We start from the raw sequence: 21881 nt of genomic DNA on the forward strand, positions 1-21881 counted from the left end.
CCAAGGAGCCGGGCGCCCGGCTCCAGGCGTCGTCCTCCCCCCGTAAGCGGTACGCATTCAGCGCGGCGGCGCGTGCCCAGCGCTGTCTTGCGAGCCTCCGCGCCGCGGCTCAGGGACCGTTGGAGCCGCGGCGGCGGAGGTCCAGCGGGTTCTGCTGCGTCTCCCCGCAGGTGGCGCCCTGGGCCTGGGCCCTGCGCCCCGAGCTGGTCATCCTCACCGGAGGCAACGACGCGCCGGGGACGGGCCAGGACGCGGTCCCCGCACGGAATGAGGCGGAGTCGCTCCTGCTGTCGCTCGCCGCTCGGACGGGGACGCACGTGCTCGGCGTGTGCCGGGGCGCGCAGATGCTCGCGCTCGCCGCGGGGATGCGGCTCACGCGCGTGGAAGGCCACGTGCGCGTGCGCCACGCCCTGACGGGCCCGCTCACCGGCGCGTGGCGGGGGCCAGCGGAGGTGGCGAGCTTCCACCACTGGGGCGTGGAGGAGGCCTCCATGCCCGAGGGCTGGGACGTCCTCGCGCGCTCGGAGACAGGAGGGATGGAGGCCTTCGCGAGCAGGGCCCGGCGCGCGCTGGGCATCCTCTGGCACCCCGAGCGCGAGCCGCATCACCTCCCAGCGGTCCTCGAGTACCTGGAGGCCTACACACCATGAAGGCAATCGTTCTGGCCGCGGGGTTGGGGACCCGCATGGGACCGCTGGCGGCGAACCGGCCCAAGTGTCTGGTGGAGCTGGCGGGGGCGGCGCTGCTCGACCATCAGCTCGCCGTCTACAAGCACTTCGGCGTGGACGTGACCGTCATGGCCGGGGCGTACCCCGACCAGGTCCGGGCAGGCCGCGACGTGCACGTCGTGGTGAACCCCGCCTACACCACCGGAAACATGGTCTCCACGCTGCGCTTCAGCCTGCCGGTGGTGCCCCGCACGGAGCCGGTCCTCGTCGCCTACGGAGACATCGTCTTCTCACGCGAGGTGCTGGGCGCGATGCTGGCCGCGACGCGAGACCTCTCCGTCGCCATCGACACGCAGTGGCGCCGCCTCTGGGAGCTCCGGATGGAGGACCCCACGACGGACTGCGAGTCGCTGCGGCTCGAAGGCGAGCGCATCGTGGACATCGGCTCGCGGGTGCGCTCGGTGGAGGAGGTGCAGGGGCAGTACATCGGGCTGCTGCGCTTCGGGCCCGGCGTGCTGCACTCGCTCCTCGAGCGCTTCGACCGGCGCGTGGCGGAGGACACCCGGTACTGGAACATCTCCATGACGGGCTTCCTCCAGGACCTCCTCCGCGAGGGCGTGGCCATTCACGCCGTGCCCATCGCGTCCGGCTGGCTGGAGGCGGACAACGGGGAGGACCTGCGCCGCTACACCGAGGCCCACGCCTCCGGCGCGCTGGTGGACTTCTGGTCCCCCACGGCCGCTCCGCGCTGAAGCCTCAGATGAGGCGCACCCGCGGGTCACCCGCGTCCTGGAGCAGCGAGAAGCCGGCGCGGAAGCGCTCCTCGATGCCGGGGACGGAGGGCAGCGCGCGGACGGCCTGGTCCCAGTCCGGCCAGGTGAGGCGCTCCTCGCGGACGGCGTCGCGGAAGGGCGCGGCGTCCGTGAGGTGGAAGTGCACCTGCCCCACGTCCTGTCGCGGCCCCGCGTTGACGAGCACCGAGGAGGGCGCCCGCAGCCGGGCGCTGGCGATGAGCCCGAAGAGGCCCGCGCGCAGCCCGGCGTGGCGCGGGTGCGCCAGGGCGAAGACATCCGGCACGCCCCGCAGGGGCACCGCGAGGTGGTGGAAGGTGCCGTAGACCGGACGGGGGTGGCGGTAGATGGCGGCCTGCTCCGAGCGCTCCACGGCGGTGAGCGGCAGCAGCCGGTCCACGTGCGCGAAGCCAAAGCGCACCACCGAGCCGGAGGCGGGCGCCCGCGCCATCCGGAACGCCAGTTGTTTCAGGGTTGCCATGACCGTCCTTCACGCATGCGTCAGGAGAAGGAGCCGGGTCCTCGCGCTGACGGGTTGCGCGAGGAACTCTAGGACAGGGGTCCCACGCGGAGGCCGTGCGCGGGCGGCGCACGGCCTCCAGCACCGCGGGTCAGGCGGCGGCGTCAGAGCGCGCCTGGAGCGCCGGCGAGGCCTCGCTGACGGCCACGGTGCGCTGCTTCGCGATGAGCAGGTACAGGGCCGGCACGAAGTAGAGGGTGAACATCGTGCCCAGCGCCATGCCCGTCACCAGCACGAGCCCGATGCTGTTGCGCGCCGCCGCGCCCGGTCCCGACACCAGCACGAGCGGGAAGTGGCCCGCCACCGTGGCCACCGTCGTCATGAGGATGGGGCGCAGACGCTCGGAGGCCGCCTCCTTCACCGCCTCCAGCTTCGACAGGCCCTGCTCCTGGAGCCGGTTGGCGAAGTCCACGATGAGGATGCCGTTCTTCGCGATGAGCCCCACCAGCGTCACCAGCCCCACCTGTGAGTAGATGTTGAGCGTGGTGGTGAAGCTGTCCGTGAAGTACGGCATGGTCGGGTTCGGCATCCGCAGGAACGTGGTCACCAGCGCGCCGAAGAGCGCCAGCGGCACGGACCCGGCGAGGATGATGAGCGGATCCCGGAAGCTGTTGAACTGGGCCGCGAGCACCAGGAAGATCAGCACCACCGCCAGCCCGAACGCCGGAGCGAACGAGTCACCCTCCAGGCGCAGCTGCCGGGACTCGCCCGTGTAGTCCAGGCGGTAGCCCGCGGGCAGGATGCGCGAGGCCTCCGTCTCCAGGTAGGTGAGCGCCTCGTCCAGCGGGCGGATGGCCACGCCGCTGAGCTTGACGGCGTTGAGCTGCTGGAAGCGGTTGAGCGACCGGGGCGCCACCTTGTCCTGGAGCGACGCGATGGACGACAGCGCCACGAGCTTGCCGTCCGGCCCCGTGACGTGGATGTCCTTGAGCTGCTCCGGGGTGAGGCGCGAGGACCGCAGGACCTGCGGGATGACCTTGTAGCTGCGGCCCGCGATGTTGAACCGGTTGACGAAGTTGCCGCCCACCGCGGACCCCAGGTCCATGCCCACGGTCCCCAGGTTCAGGCCCAGCTGCGCGACCTTCTCGCGGTCGATCTCCAGCTCCGACTGGGGCTGGTCGAGCTTCACGTCGATGATGGGCGGGAAGGCGAACAGCCCGCTCGCCGTCGCCTTCTCCTGGAGCTGCTGCGCGAAGCCCAGGATCTCATCCGCCTCCGCCGTGGAGGCGATGACGAACTCCACCGGGAAGTTGCCGCCGCCCGGCAGCGCGGGGGGCTGGAGGGTGAACGTCTGGACCGCCGGGATGGTGTTCACCCGCTCCTGCGCCTCCGCCAGCACCTGGGCGGTGGTCCGCTGCCGCTCCTTGAACGGCTTCAACACCAGCCCCCAGAAGCCGTTGCTCGGCTGCATGATCTGGAAGTTGAAGCTGGACTCCGGCATCTCCATCAGCGACTCGCTCACCTTGGACACGGACGGCTTCAGCTGGTCCAGGGTGGAGTTGGACGGGGTGCTGACGATGCCGATGACGAAGTCCTGGTCCTCCACGGGCGCCAGCTCCCGGGGCGACTGGCTGAACATCATCAGCGCGAGCAGGCTCAGGAAGATCCACGCCGCGTAGACGGGCCCGCGGATGAGGAGCGAGCTGTCCAGGGAGCGGGCATACGCGGCCCGCAGGCGCTCGAAGCCGCGGTTGATGATGCCCGCGAGCCCCTTGTCCTCGTGGCCCGCCTTCAGGAGCACGGAGGACATCATCGGCGAGAGCGTCAACGCCACCACGCCCGACAGGGCCACCGCTCCGGCCAGCGTGAGCGCGAACTCGCGGAACAGCGAGCCGGTGAGCCCGCCCTGGAAGGCGATGGGCGCGTACACCGCGGCGAGCGTCAGGGTCATGGCGATGATGGGCCCCACCAGCTCCCGCGCGCTCTTGAGGGCGGCGTCCACCGGGCGCAGCCCTTCGCGCAGGTGGCGCTCCACGTTCTCCACCACGACGATGGCATCGTCCACGACCAGGCCCACCGACAGCACCACCGCGAGCAGGGTGAGCAGGTTCACCGTGAAGCCGAACACCTGCATCAGGAACACCGTGCCGATGAGTGACACCGGGATGGCCACCACCGGCACCAGGATGGAGCGCACGGAGCCCAGGAACAGGAAGATGACGATGACGACGATGATGAGCGTCTCGATGAGCGTGCTCACCACCTCGTCGATGGCGTTCTGGATGTAGTCCGTGCCGTCGAAGGCGACGCCGCCGTGGATCTGCTCGGGGAGGTCCTTCTTGAGCGAGTCCATCTCCTTGCGGATGCGCTGCATGACGTCCAGCGAGTTGGCGTTGGGGAGCGACCAGACGCCGACGAAGACCGCCGTCTTCCCGTTGAGCGTCACGTCGGTGTCGTAGTCCTCGGCGCCGAGCACCACGTCCGCGACGTCCGCCAGCCGCACCACCGCGCCGCCGTCCTTGCGGACGATGAGCTGCTTGAACTCCTCCACGGAGCGCAGGCTGGTGTTCGCCGTGAGGTTCACCTGGACGAGCGAGCCCTTCGTCTGGCCCACGGCGGCGAGCGCGTTGTTGGCGGAGAGCGCCTGCCGGACCTGGATGGGGCTGACGTTGAGCGCGGCCATCCGGTCCGGCTTCATCCACACGCGCATGGCGAACGTGCGCGCGCCCAGGATGTCCGCGCGCTGCACGCCCTCCACGGAGGACAGCCGGGGCTGGACCACTCGCACCAGGTAGTCGGACAGCTCGTTCAGCTCGAGGAAGTCCGAGGTGAAGTTGAGGTACCCGCTGGCGAACTGGCTGTCCGCGGACTCGATGCCAATCACCGGCACCTGGGACTCGGGCGGCAGGTCGCCGCGAACCTGGTCCACCTTGGCGCTGATCTCGCTCAGGGCCCGGTTGGAGTCGTAGTTGAGCTTGAGGCGGGCGCGGATGATGGAGACGCCCTGGGAGCTGGTGGACTCGACGTAGTCGATGCCGTCCGCCGCGGCGATGACGCGCTCGAGCGGCGTGCTGATGAAGCCACGGACGAGCTCCGCGTTGGCGCCGACGTAGACGGTGGTGACGACGATGTCGGCGTTCTCGCTGCGCGGGTACTGCCGCACGTTGAGGGTGCGCAGGGCCTGGAGGCCGGCGATGATGATGATGAGGTTGACGACCAGCGCCACGACGGGACGCCGGATGAACAGGTCGGTGAAGTTCATGGGTTCGCCTTCCGCGTCCCTTACGGGTTCACCGGCTGGGGCGCGGCCTCGACGGGAGGCGCCAGCGCGTTGTTCACGACGACGGCCGCGCCGTTCTTCAGCTTGAAGACGCCGCTGCTGACCACGGTCTGCCCGGGCTTGAGGCCGGACGTCACCGCGACGTAGTCGCCCCGGCGCTCCCCCAGCCGCACGAACTGCTGCCGCGCCAGCAGGGCCGCCTTGCCCGCGGCGTCCTTGCCCTCGGAGAGGGTGAAGACGGAGTCACCGTAGGGGGCGAAGAGCACGGCGGTGGCGGGGATGGCCACCACCTGCTCTCTGGCGTCGGAGAGCACCTGCACGCTGGCGAACATGCCCGGCAGCAGCCGGCCGTCCGCGTTGGGCACCGTGGCGCGCATGCGCACGTTGCGCGAGGACAGCTCCACCTCGGGGTTGATGGTGGTGAGGTCGCCTTCCCAGGTCTCGCCCGGGAAGACGTCGACGTTCAGGCGCACCTTCTGGCCCTGCTTCACCTGCGCCAGCGCCTGCTGCGGGAGCTGGAACTCCACGAGGGCCGGGTTGGAGGACTGGAGGGAGGCGATGGGGTTGCCCGGGGAGACGAGCTGCCCCAGCTCCACCTGGCGGATGCCGACGCGGCCATCGAAGGGCGCGCGGATGGTCTTCTTCGCGATGAGGGACTTCAGGTGCGCCACGGTGGCGGCGGCCTGGATGGCCCGCGCGCGGACGGCGTCGAGGTCCGACTGGGTGTTGGCGCCCTGCGCGTGGAGCTTCTCGACGCGCTCGCGGGTCAGCCGCGCGAGCTCCGCGTCGGCCTCGGCGCCGGTCAGCTGGGCCTGCTCGCTGGAGGTGTCGAGCTGGACGAGCACCTGGCCCTTCTTCACGGACGCGCCGTTCTCGAAGCGGATGTCGCTGACGACGCCCGGCAGCTCCGCGCTCAGGGTCACGCCCCGGAGCGCGATCACCGTGCCGACGGCGCTCCGCGTCCCCTGCCAGCCGAAGGCCTCCGCCTGGGCGGAGGTGACGGCTTCCGGCGGAGGAACGAAGGTCTCGCCAGCCTTGATCATCGCGATGATCTGGCCCGCCTTGACTGCGGCGAGTCCGGCGAAGACCGCGAGCAGCAGCACCACGCCGATGATCCAGCGTCTGGCGCGGCTCGCACGGCGCGGTGAAGAGGAAGTCACTTCAGGGGAAGGAGCGGAGAGCGAATCATGCATCGTGGGCACTCGACCGAGCTGGACGGCGCAGCGGTGTCGGGGATTTTACAGCCCCCCCCTAGCCGAATCGCCCTGTATTTGCCCCCTTGAAAATCCGTTCAGGTTGTGACCCAGCGGGTGGGAGTCAGGTCGCGCGAGGGAATGGCAGGAGAATGTCAGGAAGACACGTGACGGGGCCGTGACAGGTTCACTCCCAGGGCGGCTTGACGTCTGTCAGCCTTTGCGCACGTGCGCACCGTTTCAGGTGAAACCATGCGACACGGAGCGCGGGGTCCCCCACTCCGCCCCTCCCGGCCCTGGAGGAGGAGCGCGGTGTTGGCCGGTGGGAGGCGCAGCGCGCGGGTGTCACCGCGACAGCGTCCCCTGGCACGCAGGGCCGCCTTGTTCCGGCGGGCCGCCATCCCCACGTCTCTGACGCCCGGTCAGGGGGTCGCGAATGGTGGTGTTCCTCATGGACGGGCAGTCCGCTCCCGCGCGGGTGGTGCGCCACTCGACCGCCGCGCGGCGGCTGCGCCTGGAGGTCCCCGGCCTGCGATGGAACCGCTTCCTCGGGAAGCGGCTGGAGCGCACCTTCGCCACCTGGCCCGGCGTCGTGGAGGCGAACGCGGAGCCTTGCACCGGCCGCCTGCTGGTGCGCTACGCGCCGGAGGCCCCGCTGCTGGCCCGGCTGCGCCAGGAGCCCGAACCCCGGCTCGCCCACGCGCCCACCCCGCCCAAGGCCCGCCTGACGCGCGGCGCGCAGCGTGGGCCGCGGGAGCCGTGGCACGCGATGACGGTGGACGCGGTCGTGGCCCGGCTGGACGGCACGGAGCACGGGCTCACTCCGGAGGAGGCGGCGCGGCGGCTCAAGCGCTTCGGCCCCAACCTCATGGAGGAGGAGGCGCCGCGCTCGCGGCTGGCGATGCTGGGCGCGCAGCTGACCACCGTGCCCACGCTGCTGCTGCTGGGCTCGGCGGGGGCTTCGACGCTGGCGGGAGACGGGCTGGAGGCGACGGCCATCCTCACGGTGGTGGGGCTCAACGCGGGCATCGGCTACCGCATCGAGCGCCGCAACCAGGAGCTGCTCTCCTCGTGGCAGAAGCTGGAGGCGGGCGCGGCGCAGGCGCTGCGCGGCGGCGTGCTCCTCACCGTGCCGGTGGCGGAGCTCGTGCCCGGGGACGTGGTGCTGCTGCGCGCCGGGGACGTGCTGCCCGCGGACATGCGCGTGCTGGACGCGCACCGGCTCTCCGCGGACGAGGCGCCCCTCACCGGCGAGAGCGAGCCGCAAGCCAAGCAGGCCGCGCCGGTGGATGCGGGGGCGCCGCTGGCGGAGCGGACGTCGCTGCTGTTCGCGGGGACCACGGTGGCCTCGGGCCATGGGCGGGCCCTGGTGGTGGCCACCGGCGCGGACACGGAGCTGGCGCGCGTGCGGGAGCTGGTGGCGCAGGAGTCCGCGCCGTCCACGCCGCTGACGCGCAAGCTGGGCCAGCTGGACCGGCGCGTGGCGGTGGCCTCCGTGGGCGCGGCGGCGCTGTCGGCCGTGGTGGGCCTGGCGCATGGCCGCTCCGGCCCGCAGGTGCTGCGCGGCGCGGTGGCGCTGGGCGTGGCGGCCCTCCCCGAGGGCATGCCCCTGGTGGCGACCGCGGCGCTGGTGCGCGCCATGCAGCGGCTGCACGCGCGCGGCATGGTGGTGCGGCGCGTGGCAGCCGCCGAAGCGCTCGGAGGCGTCACCGTCATCTGCGCGGACAAGACGGGCACACTCACGCGCAACGAGATGCGGCTGGAGGTGCTGGACGTGGGGGACGGCCCCCTGGAGCTGTCCTCGCTGCGGCTCCAACCCCAGGCCGTGCTGGAGGATCCGCCCACGCTGGCCCTGGCGCTGGGCCTGCTCAACAGCGACGTGGACGTCCACCACCGCGGCAAGGAGCTGGAGGTGTCCGGCAGCTCCACGGAGAAGGCCCTGGTGGCCGCCGCGCACGCCGCGGGGCTGGACGGAGACGCGCTCCGTCGCGCCTTTCCTCGCCGCGACCTCCGCGAGCGCTCCGATGGCATCCACTACGTGGTGAGCGTCCACCATGCGCCCGGCGACGGCGTGGTGGCCTTCATCAAGGGCGCTCCCGAGCAGGTGCTGGGCATGTGCGAGCGCGACTCGGGAGGTCCGCTGGACGCTCAGGACCGGGAGCGGCTGGCGAGGCGCAACGACACCCTGGCGGCGGACGGGCTGCGCGTGCTGGCGCTGGCCTGGAGGCGGCTCCCAGGGGACGCAGGCCCCGCGCCGACGGCCGGCTACACCTTCATCGGCTTCGTGGGGCTGAGGGATCCGCTCCGCGAGGGTGCGGCGGAGTCGGTGCGCCAGGCGCGAGGCGCGGGCATCCGCACGGTGGTGCTGACGGGAGACCAGCCTCGCACGGCCGAGGCCATCGCCCGGCAGGTGGGCCTGGAGGGGGACACCCTCACCCCGCATGGGCTGGCGCGCATGCTCGCGCTGCCGGCGGATGTGCTCGCGCACAGGCTCGACCGCACGGCGGTACTGGCGCGCGTGGCGCCGGAGGACAAGCGGAAGCTGGTGAAGGCCCTGCGCGCGCGGGGAGCCGTCGTCGCCATGGCGGGAGACGGCATCAACGACGCCCCGGCGCTCCAGGCCGCGGACGTGGGCGTGGCGGTGGGCGTGCGCTCCAGCGACATGGCGCGCGCGGTGGCCGACGTGGTGATGGCCAGCGAGGACCTGCGCAGCATCATGTCCGCGGTGGGCGAGGGCCGCATCGTCCAGGACAACCTGCGCCGCGCGCTGCGCTTCCTCTTCGCCACCAACCTCTCGGAGATGGCGCTGGTGCTGAGCGCGGGCCTGCTGGGGCTTCAGGAGCCGCTCTCGCCGTTGCAGCTGCTGTGGATCAACCTCCTCACGGACACGCTGCCGGGGATCGCCCTGGCGCTGGAGCCGGGTGACCCGGCCATCCTCGACCGGCCCCCCGCGCCACCAGGGCTGCCGCTGCTCACGCGCCCCGCGGCGCTGCGGGTGGCGCGGGACGGCGCGTTGATGGCGGGCGTCGGAGGGCTGGGGCTCGCGCTGGGAGGCCCGCCGCTGGCGTTCGGGACGCTCACCGCGGTGCAGCTCGGCTACTCGGCCGTGTGTCGCGCGCCCAGGGAGGCACGGCGCAGTGCCCCCTCGGATGGCGAGTGGCGCCTCCCCGCCTTCGTCGGTGGGGCCGCCGCCCTGCACGCGGCGGCGCTCACCTTCCCACCGCTGCGGCGGGTGCTGGGACTGCCGGCGCCCACGCCGCTGACGTTCGGCGGGCTGGCGTTGGGCCTCGTCCTGCCCGCCCTGGTGGGCGCGGTGCCCGCGCGAGGCGGCTCGTGGGTGCGCCGGGCGCGGCGGGTGACGGACACGACTTCCTCTCTGGAGACAACCCCATGAAGTTCGACCTCCCCTCGTTCCTGCTGGGCTATGGCGCGGGCGCGGGCACGGTGCTGGCGAGCAAGCACCTGCGGCCGCTCGTCGTCGAGGTGGCCGCCACGGCCTACCGCTTCATCGACATGGTGGCCGCGCGCGCCGCGATGAAGCAGGAGGACCTCGAGGACCTCCTGGCCGAGGCGAAAGCCCGGGCCCGCGGGAGCGAGCGAACGCGGTCAGCGGGCGAAGCCCAGGCCTGAGGGAGCGCGCATGTTGCGGGTCATCTCCATCATCCACACCTCGCCGGGGCGCACGCGCCTGCGACTGCCGTGGTTGCGGCAGGACGCGAAGCAGGCCACGTCACTGGCGGACGCGCTCCTGCGGGTCGCAGGCATCCACGAGGTGCAGGTGCGGCCCTTCACCGGCAGCGTGCTGTGCATCCACGACCCGCAGGACCTGGACCTCGCGGGCCTGCTGGAGGAGGTGCGCCGGCACACCGGCGTGGAGGCGGTGGCGCGCCCCGGCGAGGAGCCGCCCGACGAGGACGAGCTGCTGCGCTCCCTCTCCGAGGGCAGCAGCGTGGCGCGAGCCGCCAGCCAGCTCTTCAAGGGCATCAACGTGGACGTGCTGCGAGCCACCGAGGGGCGCATGGACCTGGGCGCGCTGGCGACGCTGGGCTTCGCGGCGGCTGGCGCCGTGGAGGTGGCCGTGACGGGCAGGCTGTCTCCACCGCCGTGGTTCAGCCTGGGCTGGTGGGCCTTCCGGACCTTCGTCACCCTGGAGCGCGTGGCCATCCAGAACACCGTCCCCCCGGTGCGTCACAACGGCGGAGCCGCCCCAGCAGCGCACGGGCCCGGTACACCGGGGACCACCGGATCCAAGGCCTGAGTGGAGCTGCTGGGGCCCGGAAGCGCCTCGCGCGCGGACGGATGCGCTCAATCCGGCCAGTTGCCTTCCAGGGGATGGGGGCCGTCGGTGAAGGCGCGCACCAGGTGGGTGCCGCCGACGAAGGCCCCCGCCCATGAGCCGCCCCTGCCGCCGAAGGACTCCTCGCGGTCGCCCCGCGAGCGCAGCGCGTTGATCCCGACCTTGAAGGCATGGAGTCGCGCGGCGATGCGCTGGGCAAGCTCCGGGTCATCCGTCGCCACCGAGGCCACGAGCGCGCCGTTGGAGACGTTGGCCTCCCGCACCAGGTCCTCCTCGGAGTCCACCGACACCAGGACGTCGACGGGGCCGAAGGGCTCGCGCAGGTAGAGCTCACTGTCTTGAGGGACGCCGAAGAGCAGGACCGGCGGCAGGTAGGCGCCCCGCTCCTGGCTCGCGGTGAAGGCGTCCTCCGCGAGCTCGCCCTGATACAGCACCGCGGCGCCCTGCTCCCGCACGTCGGCGATGAGGGAGCGGAGCTCCTCGCCCTTGCTGGAGGAGATGAGGGGCCCGAAGTCCACGTGCGAGCCCAGGACCGGATTGCCCACGCGCAGCGTGGAGACGGCATCGACATACGTCCGGACGAACCTGGGGACGAGCGACTGTTCAACGACCCAGCGGGTGTAGGCGGTGCAGCGCTGCTTGCCGAAGTCGAAGCCCGCCCGAATCTGTTTGCCGAGCGCGTCCCAGTCCGTGAAGTGTGTGATTGCGTAGGCGTTCACGCCCTCCATCTCCAACGCGTAGCGCTTGTCGGACTCACGCAGGCGGCGGTGGACCTCGCCGCCGTTGGCGCGGCCGCCAATGAAGGCGACGCCCGCGATGCGCGGATGGCCGACGAGCGCCTCGGAGAGGTCCCTGCCGCGCCCGCCCACGAGCGACACGGGGAGGCCCGCGCGGCGCAGCAAGGCGAAGGCAAGCGTCAGGGAGACGCCGCCCCCCTGGGTCGGAATCTTCGCGATGACCGAGTTGCCCGCGAGCGATTGCACGAGCACGTTGAGCAGCAGGACGGAGAACGGGTAGTTCCAGGAGGCGATGTTCGAGACGAGGCCGAGCGGCTTGCGACCATCGACCATCCGGCCCATCTGCTCCAGGTACCACGTGATGCCAGCCAGACACCGGTCCACGTCGTTGGAGGCCGTGGGCAGCGTCTTGCCGATGTCCCAGGCCAGGATCCGGATGAGCAGGTCGCGGTGGGCCTGGAGCAGCACCGCCGCCTCCGCGACGGCCTGGGCGCGGTCCTCGAGCGGACGGGCGGCCCAGGGCATGAACTCCGCCGCCGCCTGCTCGACGCCCTCGGCGACCTGGGCGGCGCCGAGCAGCGGCAGCTCGGCGATGACGCTGCCGTCGATGGGTGAGATGGCATTGAACCAGGCAGGCGGCTGGAGCCACCGCCCCGCGACGGGAGAGAGCAGCCGCCCCTGGGGGTCAAAGGCTTCCGGGACGGCCCTCCGGGCTTCGGCAAGCAGGCGACGGCTTTCGAGATGACGAAGGGGCTCGCCAACGAGTTCGGTATTCAGCACGGGTAACCTCCTCGCGCGTCGGATTCGCTCCGAGTCAGTTGAGGCCGCGGCCCATGACGAGCTGCGACATGGGCTGAATGTCGTCACGCGTGGGCGATTTGCCTGCGGGGGCAGACAAGGGTCCGTGAGGAGGGCGTGTTGCTCTCTTCAACCGCGCGGCCCCCGCGCCGGTTGGGAGCCCGTCCTCCTCACGCCCGTCTCAAGCGCTAGAGACCGGGGAACTTGACGACAACGGTGGCTACCTTGACGAGCGCGTAGGACTCCTGCCGGCTGAGCAGGTTCGTCTGCTGGGCGACCAGTTGCGCGCGGAACTCCACCTGCCGCGCCTCGTGGTCGAAGATCGCGTAGACGACGTAGTACCGCGCCTTGCGAACCATCGTCTCCTGATCGACCGAGAGCTGGACGTCGTCCGGGTTCAGGCTGCTGTCCACGACGCACTTGAAGCCGGCCAGCTTGTGCGGGTTCTGGGAGGCGCTGTCGGTGCGGGCCTCGTGCCGGATGAAGATGCGGCCCTCGTGAAACTTGTACCAGAGGCTGCAACCGCTCAGGTTCGCGGTGAAGAAGTACGTGATGGCGTCGGTCGCGAGATCGATCTCGCACTCCGTGACGTCACCCGACTTCCAGGGCAGGTAGAAGGCATCAGGGGATTCGCTCTCCGTGAGCGTGGCCAGCTCGCGGTCGTCCAATGAGGTGTCGAACGTCACCGCGTAGGCGCCCATGCCGGAGCCGGGGGTGGGACCGAGGATGAGCGGCTTCTGCTTCTGCCTGCCGGATGCGTTTCCCATCACGCGTTCATAGCAGCAGCCCCAACAGTTCGCTCCACCGGAGGCCGTTGAATGGGCTTCAGCGTGATGGATGCCATGAAGCGGCGAGACACGCATGGCTTCAGAAGGCATGCCGACCTGTACGCGAAAGCAAGACGCTCCAGGGGGAGCGCGCGGGTCGATGTGGCTCCAGCCGTCTCAGCCTGGAGAGGGATTCGACTGGGGTCTCCGTCCGGCGGCCCCTCTCGCCACGCGCAGCCACACCAGTGAGACCATCAGCCACGCCGCCGTGAGCGCGCTCCACGCCTGGGGTGCATCGGCCCAGGTCAGCCACAGCGTCACCGCCACCCCCATCGCGAGCACCCGGGCGAGCTCCAGTGGCTCGCTCCATCCCTTCGACTCCAGCATCCCGCTCCAGGCGGTCGCCATCGCCCAGAGCAGCAGGCTCAAGGCGACCTTCTGCCAGCCCGATAGCGGCGAGGCGTGGTGGCTCACGAGGAGCATGAACGGCATCGAGGCGAACAACTGGAAGACGAGGTACCCACGGATGCCAGGCAGCTCCCGCGAGTGGTACTTCACCTCCGCGCCGTCCTGCCTCCAGTACCCCAACGTGCGAGGGGGAAGGTCCGCGGGCCTCCAGCCCGTGGGCATCACCCAGAGGCGCAGCCGGTCCCAGTGGCTCTTCGTGGCGATGGCGTCCGCGAAGAGCCGGGCCCACGCCTGGAAGTTGATGGCCGTCGGGTCCCAGGTGTTCGCCGGGGTCGTCAGGCCATAGGAGCACGGCTCGGCCTCCTCCTCGTAGGTGCCGAACATCCGGTCCCAGATGATGAGGAAGCCCGCGTAGTTCTTGTCGATGTACGCGTCATTGCGCGCGTGGTGCACGCGGTGGTGCGACGGCGTGTTCAGCCACGACTCCACCCACCGCGGGAGCTTGGGGATGACCCGCGTGTGGGGGATGAACTGGAGCACCAGGTGGAAGGCCACCATCGCCAGCACGGCCTCCGGCGGGAAGCCCACCAGCACCAGCGGCCAGTAGAAGAGGAACGAGAAGAGGCGCTGCGTCACGCTCGCGCGCAAGGCCACCGCGTAGTTGAGCTCCTCGGTGGAGTGGTGCGGCGAGTGGGCCGCCCAGCCGATGTTGGTGCGGTGCCCGAAGCGGTGGAACCAGTAGAAGAGGAAGTCGACGCCCAGGAAGAGCGCCACCAGCGACAGCGGCGACGATGCGTCCAGCCGCCACGGCGCGAACTGGCCCAGCTGCGTGAAGAGGGGCAGCACCAGCAGGGCCACCGCGACGTTGACGCACTGGTTCATCACCGCCGTGCCCATGCTCGCGATGGAGTCCTGGAAGCTGTAGTAGCCGTTGCGCCGCACCACGCACCAGGCGAACTCGGCCAGGGCCAGGGCAATGACGAAGGGCGTCGCCAGGGCATAGACGTTGATGGACATGCCGCCGGTATATGTTTCCGGAGGCGGCCTGCGCCTTAACCCAGGTCAAGCCAGGGTCCTCCGAGACGTGAGATTCCCCAAGCTCTTCGAGCGCCTCGCCACGCTGGCCCCGCTTCCTCCCGAGGAGTGGGCGAAGGCCGAGGCCGTGGCGAAGGAACAAGCGCTCGCGAAGCGGGAGCTCTTCATGCGCCCGGGGGACGCGGCGGACCGGTTCGCGGTGGTGCTTCAGGGCGTCTTCCGGGGCGTGCGCGTGTCGCCGCGCGGAGGCGAGTCCATCAAGGCCTTCCGCGCCGAGGGCGAGCTGATTGGCGCCTACGCGGAGATGTTGCAGCGGCGGCCGTCGATGACCGCGATTGAAGCGCTGGAGCCGAGCCGCGTGCTGGTGTTCCAGGCGCGGGACTTCCAGGCGCTGGAGCAGGGCCACGTGTGCTGGGAGCGGCTGGCGCGCCGGGTGGCGGAGCAGCACTTCCTCCTCAAGGAGCGCCGTGAGCAGGAGTTCCTGGAGCTGTCCGCGGAGGAGCGGCTCGTGAACTTCTGGGAGGAGCATCCCCACCTGACCGGACGGATTCCCCAGCGAGACGTGGCGGCCTACCTCGGCATCACCGAGGTGGGGCTGAGCCGGATCATGTCCCGGCGCCGCAAGCGGGCGGCGGACTGAGCACGGGCAGGCGAAGCCGCACCGGCTTCGCGGAGTCTCCCGCCACTTTGAACACGTGTCGCCCTGATTCGGGGAGCACCGCTGCGGTCGCGTCCGGGTTCAGCGACGGCTTCCCGAGCATGCCGGGAATGGATTCCCCAAGAGGATGTTCGGCTGGGAGCCCGTTCGGCGCAAGCGCCGTTGCCACCTCCAGGTCCGGTCACCCCATGCTCTCTCTCGCACGGATGCCGCTGTCGCTGCTCGTGTTGCCGTCGCTGCTCCTCGCAACGCCGGCGGTTGCCGCTGCCCCGCACAAGCCCGGTGATGTCGTCATCGAGCGCGTCACCCTCCAGGACGGGTCGGGCTCCGCCGGGCGCTACGAAGTCGGCACGCTGTTCGTGCCCGAGAACCGAACGAAGCCAGGGAGCCGCCTCATCGGCGTTGGCTTCGCCCGCATCAAGGCGCCCCATCCCACTGGCGCGCCGCCGGTGTTCTGGCTGCCAGGGGGCCCCGGACTGAGCGTGCTCGGCGCGTTCACCGCCGACGAGGCCCACAGCGGCCAAGGTCGCCTGCAACACTGGTTGACCTTCGGCGCGGTGGGCGACGTGGTCGTGGTTGAACAGCGGGGCTATACGCGCCGCGGCGAAATGCTCGAAGCGATGAGCGAAGACCTGCCCCTGGAGCAACCCGGCTCGGTGCGCGCGGATACGCTGGCCATGCGCGCATTGGCCAGGAAAGCCATTGCGGAGAACCCCGACAAGGACCTGTCCGGCTACGACATCACCGAGTTCGCCGCCGACGTCGATGACCTGCGGCGCGCGCTCGGCTACAAGAAGATCAGCTTGTTCGGCGGCAGCTTCGGCTCGCAATGGAGCCTGGCGGTGATGCGCCTCCATCCCGAGAGCGTCGCGCGTGCGGTGCTTTCGTGCGTGGAGCCCTTGAACAACGGCTATGACATGCCTTCGCATGTGTTCGCGGCGCTGCAACGAATTGCCTATGACGCCGACCGCGATCCAGGACTCGCGCCCTATCTGCCCTCGGGCGGACTGATGGGGGCGGTTCGCGCGCTCCATCAGCGCTTCGCGGCGGCGCCGGTGCGCGTCCAGGTTCGCGACGACGCCGGAGGGGCTCGGACGGTCGTGTTGGGGGCGGAAGACCTGCAACTGGCCTTGACTTCCCATACACAGGAGGGCGAGCAATGGCCGGCTTTCATCCTGTCGCTCTACCATGGGCATTATGAGGCCTGGGCTCGCGAGGTCATCGAGGAGCGCCAGGCGAGCAAGACGAAGCTGATTGGTCCCCTGGTCGACAGCAGTCTGGGCACCACCGCCGCGCGTGAGCACCAGCTGAGGACCGACCCGGCCGTCGAGTGGCTGGGGACGTGGAACTTCGAGTCGAACATCGCCTCCGCGTCCGACTGGCCCACCCGCGACATGGGCGACGCGCTGAGGGAGCCGGTCGAGAGTTCAATCCCTGTCGTGTTCGTGAACGGCGACTGGGACACCTCGACGCCAGTCGAGAACACCCTCAGCCTGCTGCCGTATTTTCCGAACGGCCGTGCCATCCTCGTTCACCGCGCCGGCCACGATGGGACGTTCTATCAACTCCGTGAAGCGCCCACCGTGAAGAAGGCGCTCTATGAGTTCCTCAAGACGGGCAAGCGGGTCAGCCTCCCGCTCGAGGTGACGCTGCCACTCCCCCAGTTCGAAGTGCCGCCTTTCGCGCCACCCGCGCGCGGCGAGAAGGCCGGTGAGCCGCGAAAGTAGCCATCACGGCCCACGGGCTGCTCACGTGCTCGCTCCTTGAGCTACCTCAGCGCTTCTTGAGCTGCCTTCGACGGCGTGCTTCGGAGGTGGGCGCGCGGCCTTCAGTGCCTTTCAGGAATGGGCTCACTTCTTGTGCGCTCTCCAGCAGCGCTCGCACGACTGGCGCATCCGCGTCCTCCGCGCGCCATGTGATGAACTCACTCTGATGGATGAGGAGGTCTTCGACGGGCCGCCACTGCAACGAGACCTGGGAAGCGGGCTCCCAGAACTTCTCCGTGAGGAAGGTTATCGCGTCGCCGATAACAACCAGTGCCAGGAGCGCCTCCAGGTCGAGCACCTCCGCCGTCACGTGCAGCGTCACGCCCTGAGTCCGTGCGGCCGTGAAGAGGTCCGCATGCAGCCGCGGATGGAATTGGCGTGGCTGGAGGAGCACGCGCTCATTCTCGAGGTCTCGAAGCCGGATCTTCTCAAGCCGTGCCAGTCGATGCGAGGAGGAGAGCAGTACCCCGAGTCGGTCACGGCTCATCTCCAGGTGGCCCAGGGCATCATCCCCAGGCGCGTAGGCGCCGTAGCCGAAGGTGATCGTCCCCTGCCGCAGCGCCGTCCACTGCTCGACGCTGCTCATCGGAACGAACTCCAGGCCGACGCGAGGGGTTCGCCTGCGGAACGCCGCGACGAGGGACAGGAGCACGCCCATGAAGGTCGTGCCCGTCTCGAAGCCGATGACGACGGTCCCGAGCCGCCCTTCGGCGACGCCCTTGGCCTCGTCGACGGCGGCATCGACGCTCGCCAGGATGCTCCGGGCTCGCTTCGCGAAGGACTTCCCGGCGGCGGTGAGCTTGATGCCACGCCCCTCGGGCGCGAAGAGCTCGACGCCCATCTCCTCCTCGAGATCCTGCATCTGCCGGCTCAGCGGCGACTGTGAGACATGGAGCCGCTCCGCCGCCCGGCGGAAGCTCTGCTCCTCGGCGATGGTCACGAAGTAGCGCAGGTGTCGGAGTTCCATGGGCTCAAGCCTTGCTCAGGAGGTATCACATCAATCCAATCAATGTCTTGGACGGCTCGATGCGGGAGGCGTACCCAAGCACGCATGAGCGCTACGAGTCCAAGTTCCTCCCGTGTGCTGGTGTCCGGCGCCAGCATCTCCGGTCTGACCATCGCCTACTGGCTGGCGCGCTACGGCTTCACCGTCACCGTGGTCGAGCGCGCGCCGCGGCTCCGTCCGGGAGGACAGGCGCTCGACGTGCGCGGCCCGGCGCTCACGGTCGCGGAGCGCATGGGAATCCTCGCCACGCTCCGACAGCACAGCACCCGGCTGACGGGGTTCTCGCTGGTCGACGCCGACGGCAAGGAGCTCCACCGGAGTGAGGAGCGCACCCTCACGGGCGGGCGCTTCGACAGCCCTGATATCGAGATCATGCGCGACGACCTCTGCCGCGTCCTGCACGAGGCGGTGGGCAATCGGGTGGAGTACCTCTTCGACGATTCCGTCGCGTCGCTCACCCAGGACGCGTTGGGGGTCGACGTCGCTTTCGAGCGCGCCGCTCCCCGTCGCTTCGCTCTCGTCGTCGGCGCCGATGGGCTGCACTCGCGGGTGCGCAGGCTCGCGTTCGGCCCCGAGGAGCAGTTCCTCCACCGTCTCGGCAACGCGTACATCGCGATCTTCGGGATGCCGAACTTCCTCGGCCTCGAGCGATGGGAGGTCATGTTCCAGGACGAGGGAACCGGCGTTGGCGCGATGGTCATGGCCCTGAGCAAGGACGCCAACGCGCGGGTGTATGTCGGCTTCATGGCTGCCGAGCCCATCCAGTACGACCACCGTGACGTCGCGGCGCAGAAGCGCCTCATGGCCGAGCGCCTCTCGGGCCAGGGGTGGGTGCTGCCACAGCTCATCGAGCACATGATGACGGCGCCCGACTTCCACTTCGATTCGATCAGCCAGATCCGCATGGACGGGTGGTCGCGCGGGCGCGTCGTGCTCGTCGGCGACGCCGGCTACAGCGTCGCGCTCGCTTCGGGGCAGGGCACGTCGGTCGCGATGGTGGGCGCCTACGTGCTCGCCGGGGAGCTCGCCGCGCACCAGGATGACCCGGTGCGGGGCATCGCCTCGTATGAGAACGGGCTGCGCGACTACGTGGTTCGCAACCAGGACATCGCGGCCGAGCAGCACGCGCGGAACACCCATCCGCAAGGCGCAGCAGCCGGCGGACCAAAGGACGAACGAGAGCACGCCGCTGTGGGTGGCCCGCCCGACTTCGGTGCCCTGACGCTGCCGTTCGAGCTCAAGGACTACGGCAGGTGGGTGCGGCGGTCATGAATGCCATGCCCCCATTCACAGATGGCCCCCGACAGCAGGTCTCCAGCCCGCGGCTCAATCGCCGACAGGGGCATCCCAATGCGGGAAGTGGGCCTTCAGCTTCTCGATGGTCGAGCGCCACTTCGGAGTCGTCGGCTGACAAACCGTGTTCTGGTTGCCGAACAGCCCGACCTCATTGACCGCCTCCGACTCCGGAACGGAGTCCAGCCACTGCACCCGGACGAAATACTCCGCCTTCTCAAGGTCGTGGGCCGTCGCCATGTACTTCCCGGCATGACTCAGCACTTCCAGCGCCGGCCGTGCCCCTTGCTCCGTGCTGACGTTGAACTCCCCGACGGGCTGGGCGGACTCCACGACCCGACCCACGCCAACGTAACCCACCTTGGGAATCTTGACCCAGACGCGGTCTCCGGGAGACAGCAGCTTGAGTGTCTGGCTATACCAGCTTCCGCCGCCGCCGCTCACATAGCCATACTTGCGCGCGTCCTCCCAGCTCCGAGAGCTCGCGTCGCCGAAAGAGACGTAGAACTCCCCGTTCCACGGCTCCTTCTCTCCTTTGATTCCACCGGAAGCGGCGACCTTCGCCTGCGTCTCCCCTGGATCGATGAGCCACGCGCGACTGAGGAAGCGTTCGCTTCCGTTCTGGAACACCTGGAAGAACAGCACGTTGATCGCGATGTCGCGGGCGTTGAGGTAGCCAATGATCCGTTCGGTGGAAGGGTCCAGCTCGGCGGCGACGATCACGATCTGGTGGGACTGGTTCAGTGAGTCCTCGTCCAGCTCGGTGCCAAACCGCTGCTTGAACGCTTCGCCCAGGTTGCCACCGCCAGCAAACCGCTCATACATCCGAGCGATCCTGTCGGCGCCGAGCTCCGCCAACCAGGACGCGTAGTCGATGGCCTGCGCTACGACCTCGCGCGGCGTCCGGTCTCGCTTCAGCTCGATCAGCACGAGCGACGCATCCGGCGCGATGGCCAGGAGATCGGTCCGCCCCCCATGTGACGTCTGCTCCTGGCGCCCGATGAGCATCCACTGGTCCGAGAGGATGCGCGGATCCTTCACGATCATTTCTTCAAGCTGCTGCTCGCTGTCGAGGCGCGTCAGCGGCAAGCGAGTCGGGGGCACTCCCAGTTTCCACATGGAGTGTTGGATCGGCATGTTCGGGACCTCGCACCCAGCCGGCTGACCCGGGCGATGAGAGAAAACGGCGCGAAAATGAAAACGGGCTGGAGACCGTTCGGCCTCCAGCCCGCTTCATCGTTTGGTCGGGGAGACAGGATTTGAACCTGCGACCCCTTGGTCCCGAACCAAGTGCTCTACCAGGCTGAGCCACTCCCCGATATCCGGTGCTGCGCCAGGAACTGCCCTCGGGCCCGGCGAAGCGTGGGCGGATCTATCCGAGCCGCTTCCTCCAGTCAACGGACTCTTTCGCCCTCCCCTTCCCCTCCCCCACCCGACCCCGGCGCTCCCTCGACTGTTGTCCTACCTACCCTTTGGGACGGGACAATGTTCACCCTCTTCACAAGATCCAGGCATTCCTGTACTTCCAAGATGTTGCGCGTTGATCCACCCCTGTTCCCCCACAGAGGGCCATGACTGCTCCCACTGTCCTCATCTCGGACGATGAGCCCCTCGTCGTGTCCGCACTCGCTCGAGAGGCCAAGCGCTCCGGGCTCGTCTGCGTGTCCGACACCACCTCCGAACACGTGCTGGAGCTGGCCCGTAAGCACCGGCCCGCGGTCATCATCCTGGACATCAACCAGCACCAGGACGGCCGGGACCTCCTCGCGCAGCTGAAGAAGGACCCCGTCACGCGCGACTGCAAGGTCATCATGCTCAGCGGCGTGGAGGATCAGTTCACCCGCCACGTGTGCTTCGAGCTGGGCGCCGACGACTACGAAGTGAAGCCGTGCGACCCCACCTTCATGACCCGCATCGCCCGCATGGCCGCCGCCGCGGTCCGCCCGCCCGCGCCCCCCGAGGCCGCCTGACTCACGGCCGCAGCGACCGGATGGCCTGCGCGTAGTCCTTCGCCCCGAACACGTAGCTGCCCGCCACCAGCACCGACGCCCCCGCGTCCACCACGCGCTTCGCCGTCTGGGCGTTGATGCCGCCGTCCACCTCGATGTCCACGCCCTTCAGCCCCCGCGCGTCCAACATCGCGCGCAGCCGGCGGACCTTGTCCACCGTGGACTCGATGAACGACTGCCCCCCGAACCCCGGGTTCACGCTCATCAGGAGCACCATGTCCACGTCCCCCAGCACCTCCTCGATGGCCACCAGCGGCGTGCCCGGGTTCAACACCACCGCCGGCTTCGCCCCCGCGTGACGGATGTGCTGGAGCGTGCGGTGCAGATGCGGGCTCGCCTCCTGGTGCACCGTCAGCACGTCCGCGCCCGCCTTCACGAACGCGTCCACGTACTTCTCCGGCTCCACGATCATCAGGTGCACGTCCAGCGGCTTCGTCGCCACCCGCTTGATGGCCTCCACGATGACCGGCCCCAGCGTGATGTTGGGCACGAACCTGCCATCCATGACATCCACGTGAATCCAATCGGCGCCGGCGGCCTCGATGGCGCGGACCTCCTCTCCCAGGCGGCTGAAATCACAGGAGAGCAGCGACGGAGAGATGCGGACAGGGCGGGTCATGGCGGCGCTTCATAGCCGCTTCCGCGAGGCCACGGTACCTTCGCCCGGCAGGACAGCAGGCTGGCGGACAGAGGTGGACCCAGCAGGTGGGGGGGC

18 protein-coding genes and 1 tRNA gene are annotated in these 21881 nt (G+C 69.8%); 9 read left to right on the plus strand and 10 right to left on the minus strand.

The window, feature by feature from the left end:
* The first annotated feature begins 170 nt into the window (after positions 1–170).
* Entirely contained in the window at positions 171–650 is a 480-nt protein-coding gene (locus U8525_RS15505; protein ID WP_374266299.1) for a gamma-glutamyl-gamma-aminobutyrate hydrolase family protein, read from the plus strand.
* Positions 647–1420, plus strand: coding sequence for an NTP transferase domain-containing protein (locus U8525_RS15510; RefSeq protein WP_374266301.1), 774 nt, complete (start codon positions 647–649; stop codon positions 1418–1420). The genes U8525_RS15505 and U8525_RS15510 overlap by 4 nt, the downstream gene beginning before the upstream one ends.
* A 4-nt stretch (positions 1421–1424) precedes the next feature.
* Here U8525_RS15510 and U8525_RS15515 read toward each other — a convergent pair whose 3' ends face one another.
* The 3 genes from U8525_RS15515 to U8525_RS15525 all read right to left on the minus strand — a co-directional run bounded on the left by U8525_RS15515 (position 1425) and on the right by U8525_RS15525 (position 6305).
* On the minus strand, positions 1425–1940 hold the full coding sequence (locus tag U8525_RS15515) for a hypothetical protein (protein ID WP_374266303.1): 516 nt from the start codon (positions 1938–1940) through the stop codon (positions 1425–1427).
* Between the two features lie 130 nt (positions 1941–2070).
* Positions 2071–5181, minus strand: coding sequence for an efflux RND transporter permease subunit (locus U8525_RS15520; protein ID WP_374266305.1), 3111 nt, complete (start codon positions 5179–5181; stop codon positions 2071–2073).
* Between the two features lie 20 nt (positions 5182–5201).
* Positions 5202–6305, minus strand: a complete 1104-nt coding sequence (locus U8525_RS15525) for an efflux RND transporter periplasmic adaptor subunit (protein WP_374266307.1) — start codon at positions 6303–6305, stop codon at positions 5202–5204.
* A 523-nt stretch (positions 6306–6828) separates the two neighbouring features.
* Here U8525_RS15525 and U8525_RS15530 point away from each other — a divergent pair.
* From U8525_RS15530 to U8525_RS15540, 3 genes are read left to right on the plus strand one after another with little or no spacing between them, the layout of a single operon-like run.
* Positions 6829–9786: a cation-translocating P-type ATPase gene (locus tag U8525_RS15530; protein ID WP_374266309.1), complete on the plus strand. Its 2958-nt coding sequence runs from the start codon at positions 6829–6831 to the stop codon at positions 9784–9786.
* Positions 9783–10022: a hypothetical protein gene (locus U8525_RS15535; RefSeq protein ID WP_374266311.1), complete on the plus strand. Its 240-nt coding sequence runs from the start codon at positions 9783–9785 to the stop codon at positions 10020–10022. Before U8525_RS15530 ends, U8525_RS15535 begins: the two co-directional genes overlap by 4 nt.
* Positions 10023–10032: 10 nt before the next feature.
* Positions 10033–10650 (plus strand): HMA2 domain-containing protein, encoded by a 618-nt coding sequence (locus U8525_RS15540; protein WP_374266313.1) that lies wholly within the window; start codon positions 10033–10035, stop codon positions 10648–10650.
* A 47-nt stretch (positions 10651–10697) separates the two neighbouring features.
* Here U8525_RS15540 and U8525_RS15545 read toward each other — a convergent pair whose 3' ends face one another.
* From U8525_RS15545 to U8525_RS15555, 3 genes are all read right to left on the minus strand, one after another.
* On the minus strand, positions 10698–12206 hold the full coding sequence (locus U8525_RS15545) for an aldehyde dehydrogenase family protein (RefSeq protein WP_374266315.1): 1509 nt from the start codon (positions 12204–12206) through the stop codon (positions 10698–10700).
* A gap of 206 nt (positions 12207–12412) precedes the next feature.
* The gene (locus U8525_RS15550; protein ID WP_374266317.1) at positions 12413–12991 is read right to left on the minus strand and encodes a hypothetical protein; all 579 of its coding nucleotides are present in this window, start codon (positions 12989–12991) and stop codon (positions 12413–12415) included.
* A gap of 177 nt (positions 12992–13168) precedes the next feature.
* Positions 13169–14416: a sterol desaturase family protein gene (locus tag U8525_RS15555; RefSeq protein ID WP_374266319.1), complete on the minus strand. Its 1248-nt coding sequence runs from the start codon at positions 14414–14416 to the stop codon at positions 13169–13171.
* A gap of 67 nt (positions 14417–14483) precedes the next feature.
* Between U8525_RS15555 and U8525_RS15560 the strand changes: the two genes are divergently transcribed.
* Both U8525_RS15560 and U8525_RS15565 read left to right on the plus strand, forming a co-directional pair.
* The gene (locus U8525_RS15560) at positions 14484–15074 is read left to right on the plus strand and encodes a Crp/Fnr family transcriptional regulator (RefSeq protein ID WP_374266321.1); all 591 of its coding nucleotides are present in this window, start codon (positions 14484–14486) and stop codon (positions 15072–15074) included.
* A gap of 206 nt (positions 15075–15280) precedes the next feature.
* Positions 15281–16819: an alpha/beta hydrolase gene (locus U8525_RS15565; protein ID WP_374266323.1), complete on the plus strand. Its 1539-nt coding sequence runs from the start codon at positions 15281–15283 to the stop codon at positions 16817–16819.
* A 46-nt stretch (positions 16820–16865) separates the two neighbouring features.
* On the opposite strand, the gene U8525_RS15570 is transcribed toward U8525_RS15565, so the two are convergent.
* The gene (locus U8525_RS15570) at positions 16866–17825 is read right to left on the minus strand and encodes a LysR family transcriptional regulator (protein WP_374266325.1); all 960 of its coding nucleotides are present in this window, start codon (positions 17823–17825) and stop codon (positions 16866–16868) included.
* 114 nt (positions 17826–17939) lie between these two features.
* Between U8525_RS15570 and U8525_RS15575 the strand changes: the two genes are divergently transcribed.
* Positions 17940–19136 (plus strand): FAD-dependent monooxygenase, encoded by a 1197-nt coding sequence (locus tag U8525_RS15575; RefSeq protein WP_374266327.1) that lies wholly within the window; start codon positions 17940–17942, stop codon positions 19134–19136.
* A gap of 54 nt (positions 19137–19190) precedes the next feature.
* Here U8525_RS15575 and U8525_RS15580 read toward each other — a convergent pair whose 3' ends face one another.
* Positions 19191–20294, minus strand: a complete 1104-nt coding sequence (locus tag U8525_RS15580) for an endonuclease NucS domain-containing protein (protein WP_374266329.1) — start codon at positions 20292–20294, stop codon at positions 19191–19193.
* 104 nt (positions 20295–20398) lie between these two features.
* Positions 20399–20475: transfer RNA gene (locus U8525_RS15585), tRNA-Pro, on the minus strand.
* A 253-nt stretch (positions 20476–20728) separates the two neighbouring features.
* Between U8525_RS15585 and U8525_RS15590 the strand changes: the two genes are divergently transcribed.
* Positions 20729–21127 (plus strand): two-component system response regulator, encoded by a 399-nt coding sequence (locus U8525_RS15590; protein WP_169832124.1) that lies wholly within the window; start codon positions 20729–20731, stop codon positions 21125–21127.
* Between the two features lies 1 nt (position 21128).
* Here the strand turns inward: U8525_RS15590 and rpe are convergent, their stop codons facing one another.
* Positions 21129–21785 (minus strand): ribulose-phosphate 3-epimerase, encoded by a 657-nt coding sequence (gene rpe, locus U8525_RS15595; RefSeq protein WP_374266332.1) that lies wholly within the window; start codon positions 21783–21785, stop codon positions 21129–21131.
* Positions 21786–21881 lie beyond the last annotated feature (96 nt).

Origin of the sequence: Corallococcus sp. RDP092CA, assembly GCF_041903675.1 — a bacterium.
In the GTDB taxonomy this organism is placed as follows: Bacteria; Myxococcota; Myxococcia; order Myxococcales; family Myxococcaceae; genus Corallococcus.

Coding starts and splice junctions, on each gene's coding strand:
- U8525_RS15510 (WP_374266301.1), top strand. CDS start 647: ATGAAGGCAATCGTTCTGGCCGCGGGGTTGGGGACCCGCATGGGACCG.
- U8525_RS15515 (WP_374266303.1), bottom strand. CDS start 1,940: ATGGCAACCCTGAAACAACTGGCGTTCCGGATGGCGCGGGCGCCCGCC.
- U8525_RS15520 (WP_374266305.1), bottom strand. CDS start 5,181: ATGAACTTCACCGACCTGTTCATCCGGCGTCCCGTCGTGGCGCTGGTC.
- U8525_RS15530 (WP_374266309.1), top strand. CDS start 6,829: ATGGTGGTGTTCCTCATGGACGGGCAGTCCGCTCCCGCGCGGGTGGTG.
- U8525_RS15535 (WP_374266311.1), top strand. CDS start 9,783: ATGAAGTTCGACCTCCCCTCGTTCCTGCTGGGCTATGGCGCGGGCGCG.
- U8525_RS15540 (WP_374266313.1), top strand. CDS start 10,033: ATGTTGCGGGTCATCTCCATCATCCACACCTCGCCGGGGCGCACGCGC.
- U8525_RS15550 (WP_374266317.1), bottom strand. CDS start 12,991: ATGGGAAACGCATCCGGCAGGCAGAAGCAGAAGCCGCTCATCCTCGGT.
- U8525_RS15555 (WP_374266319.1), bottom strand. CDS start 14,416: ATGTCCATCAACGTCTATGCCCTGGCGACGCCCTTCGTCATTGCCCTG.
- U8525_RS15565 (WP_374266323.1), top strand. CDS start 15,281: ATGCTCTCTCTCGCACGGATGCCGCTGTCGCTGCTCGTGTTGCCGTCG.
- U8525_RS15570 (WP_374266325.1), bottom strand. CDS start 17,825: ATGGAACTCCGACACCTGCGCTACTTCGTGACCATCGCCGAGGAGCAG.
- U8525_RS15580 (WP_374266329.1), bottom strand. CDS start 20,294: ATGCCGATCCAACACTCCATGTGGAAACTGGGAGTGCCCCCGACTCGC.
- U8525_RS15590 (WP_169832124.1), top strand. CDS start 20,729: ATGACTGCTCCCACTGTCCTCATCTCGGACGATGAGCCCCTCGTCGTG.
- rpe (WP_374266332.1), bottom strand. CDS start 21,785: ATGACCCGCCCTGTCCGCATCTCTCCGTCGCTGCTCTCCTGTGATTTC.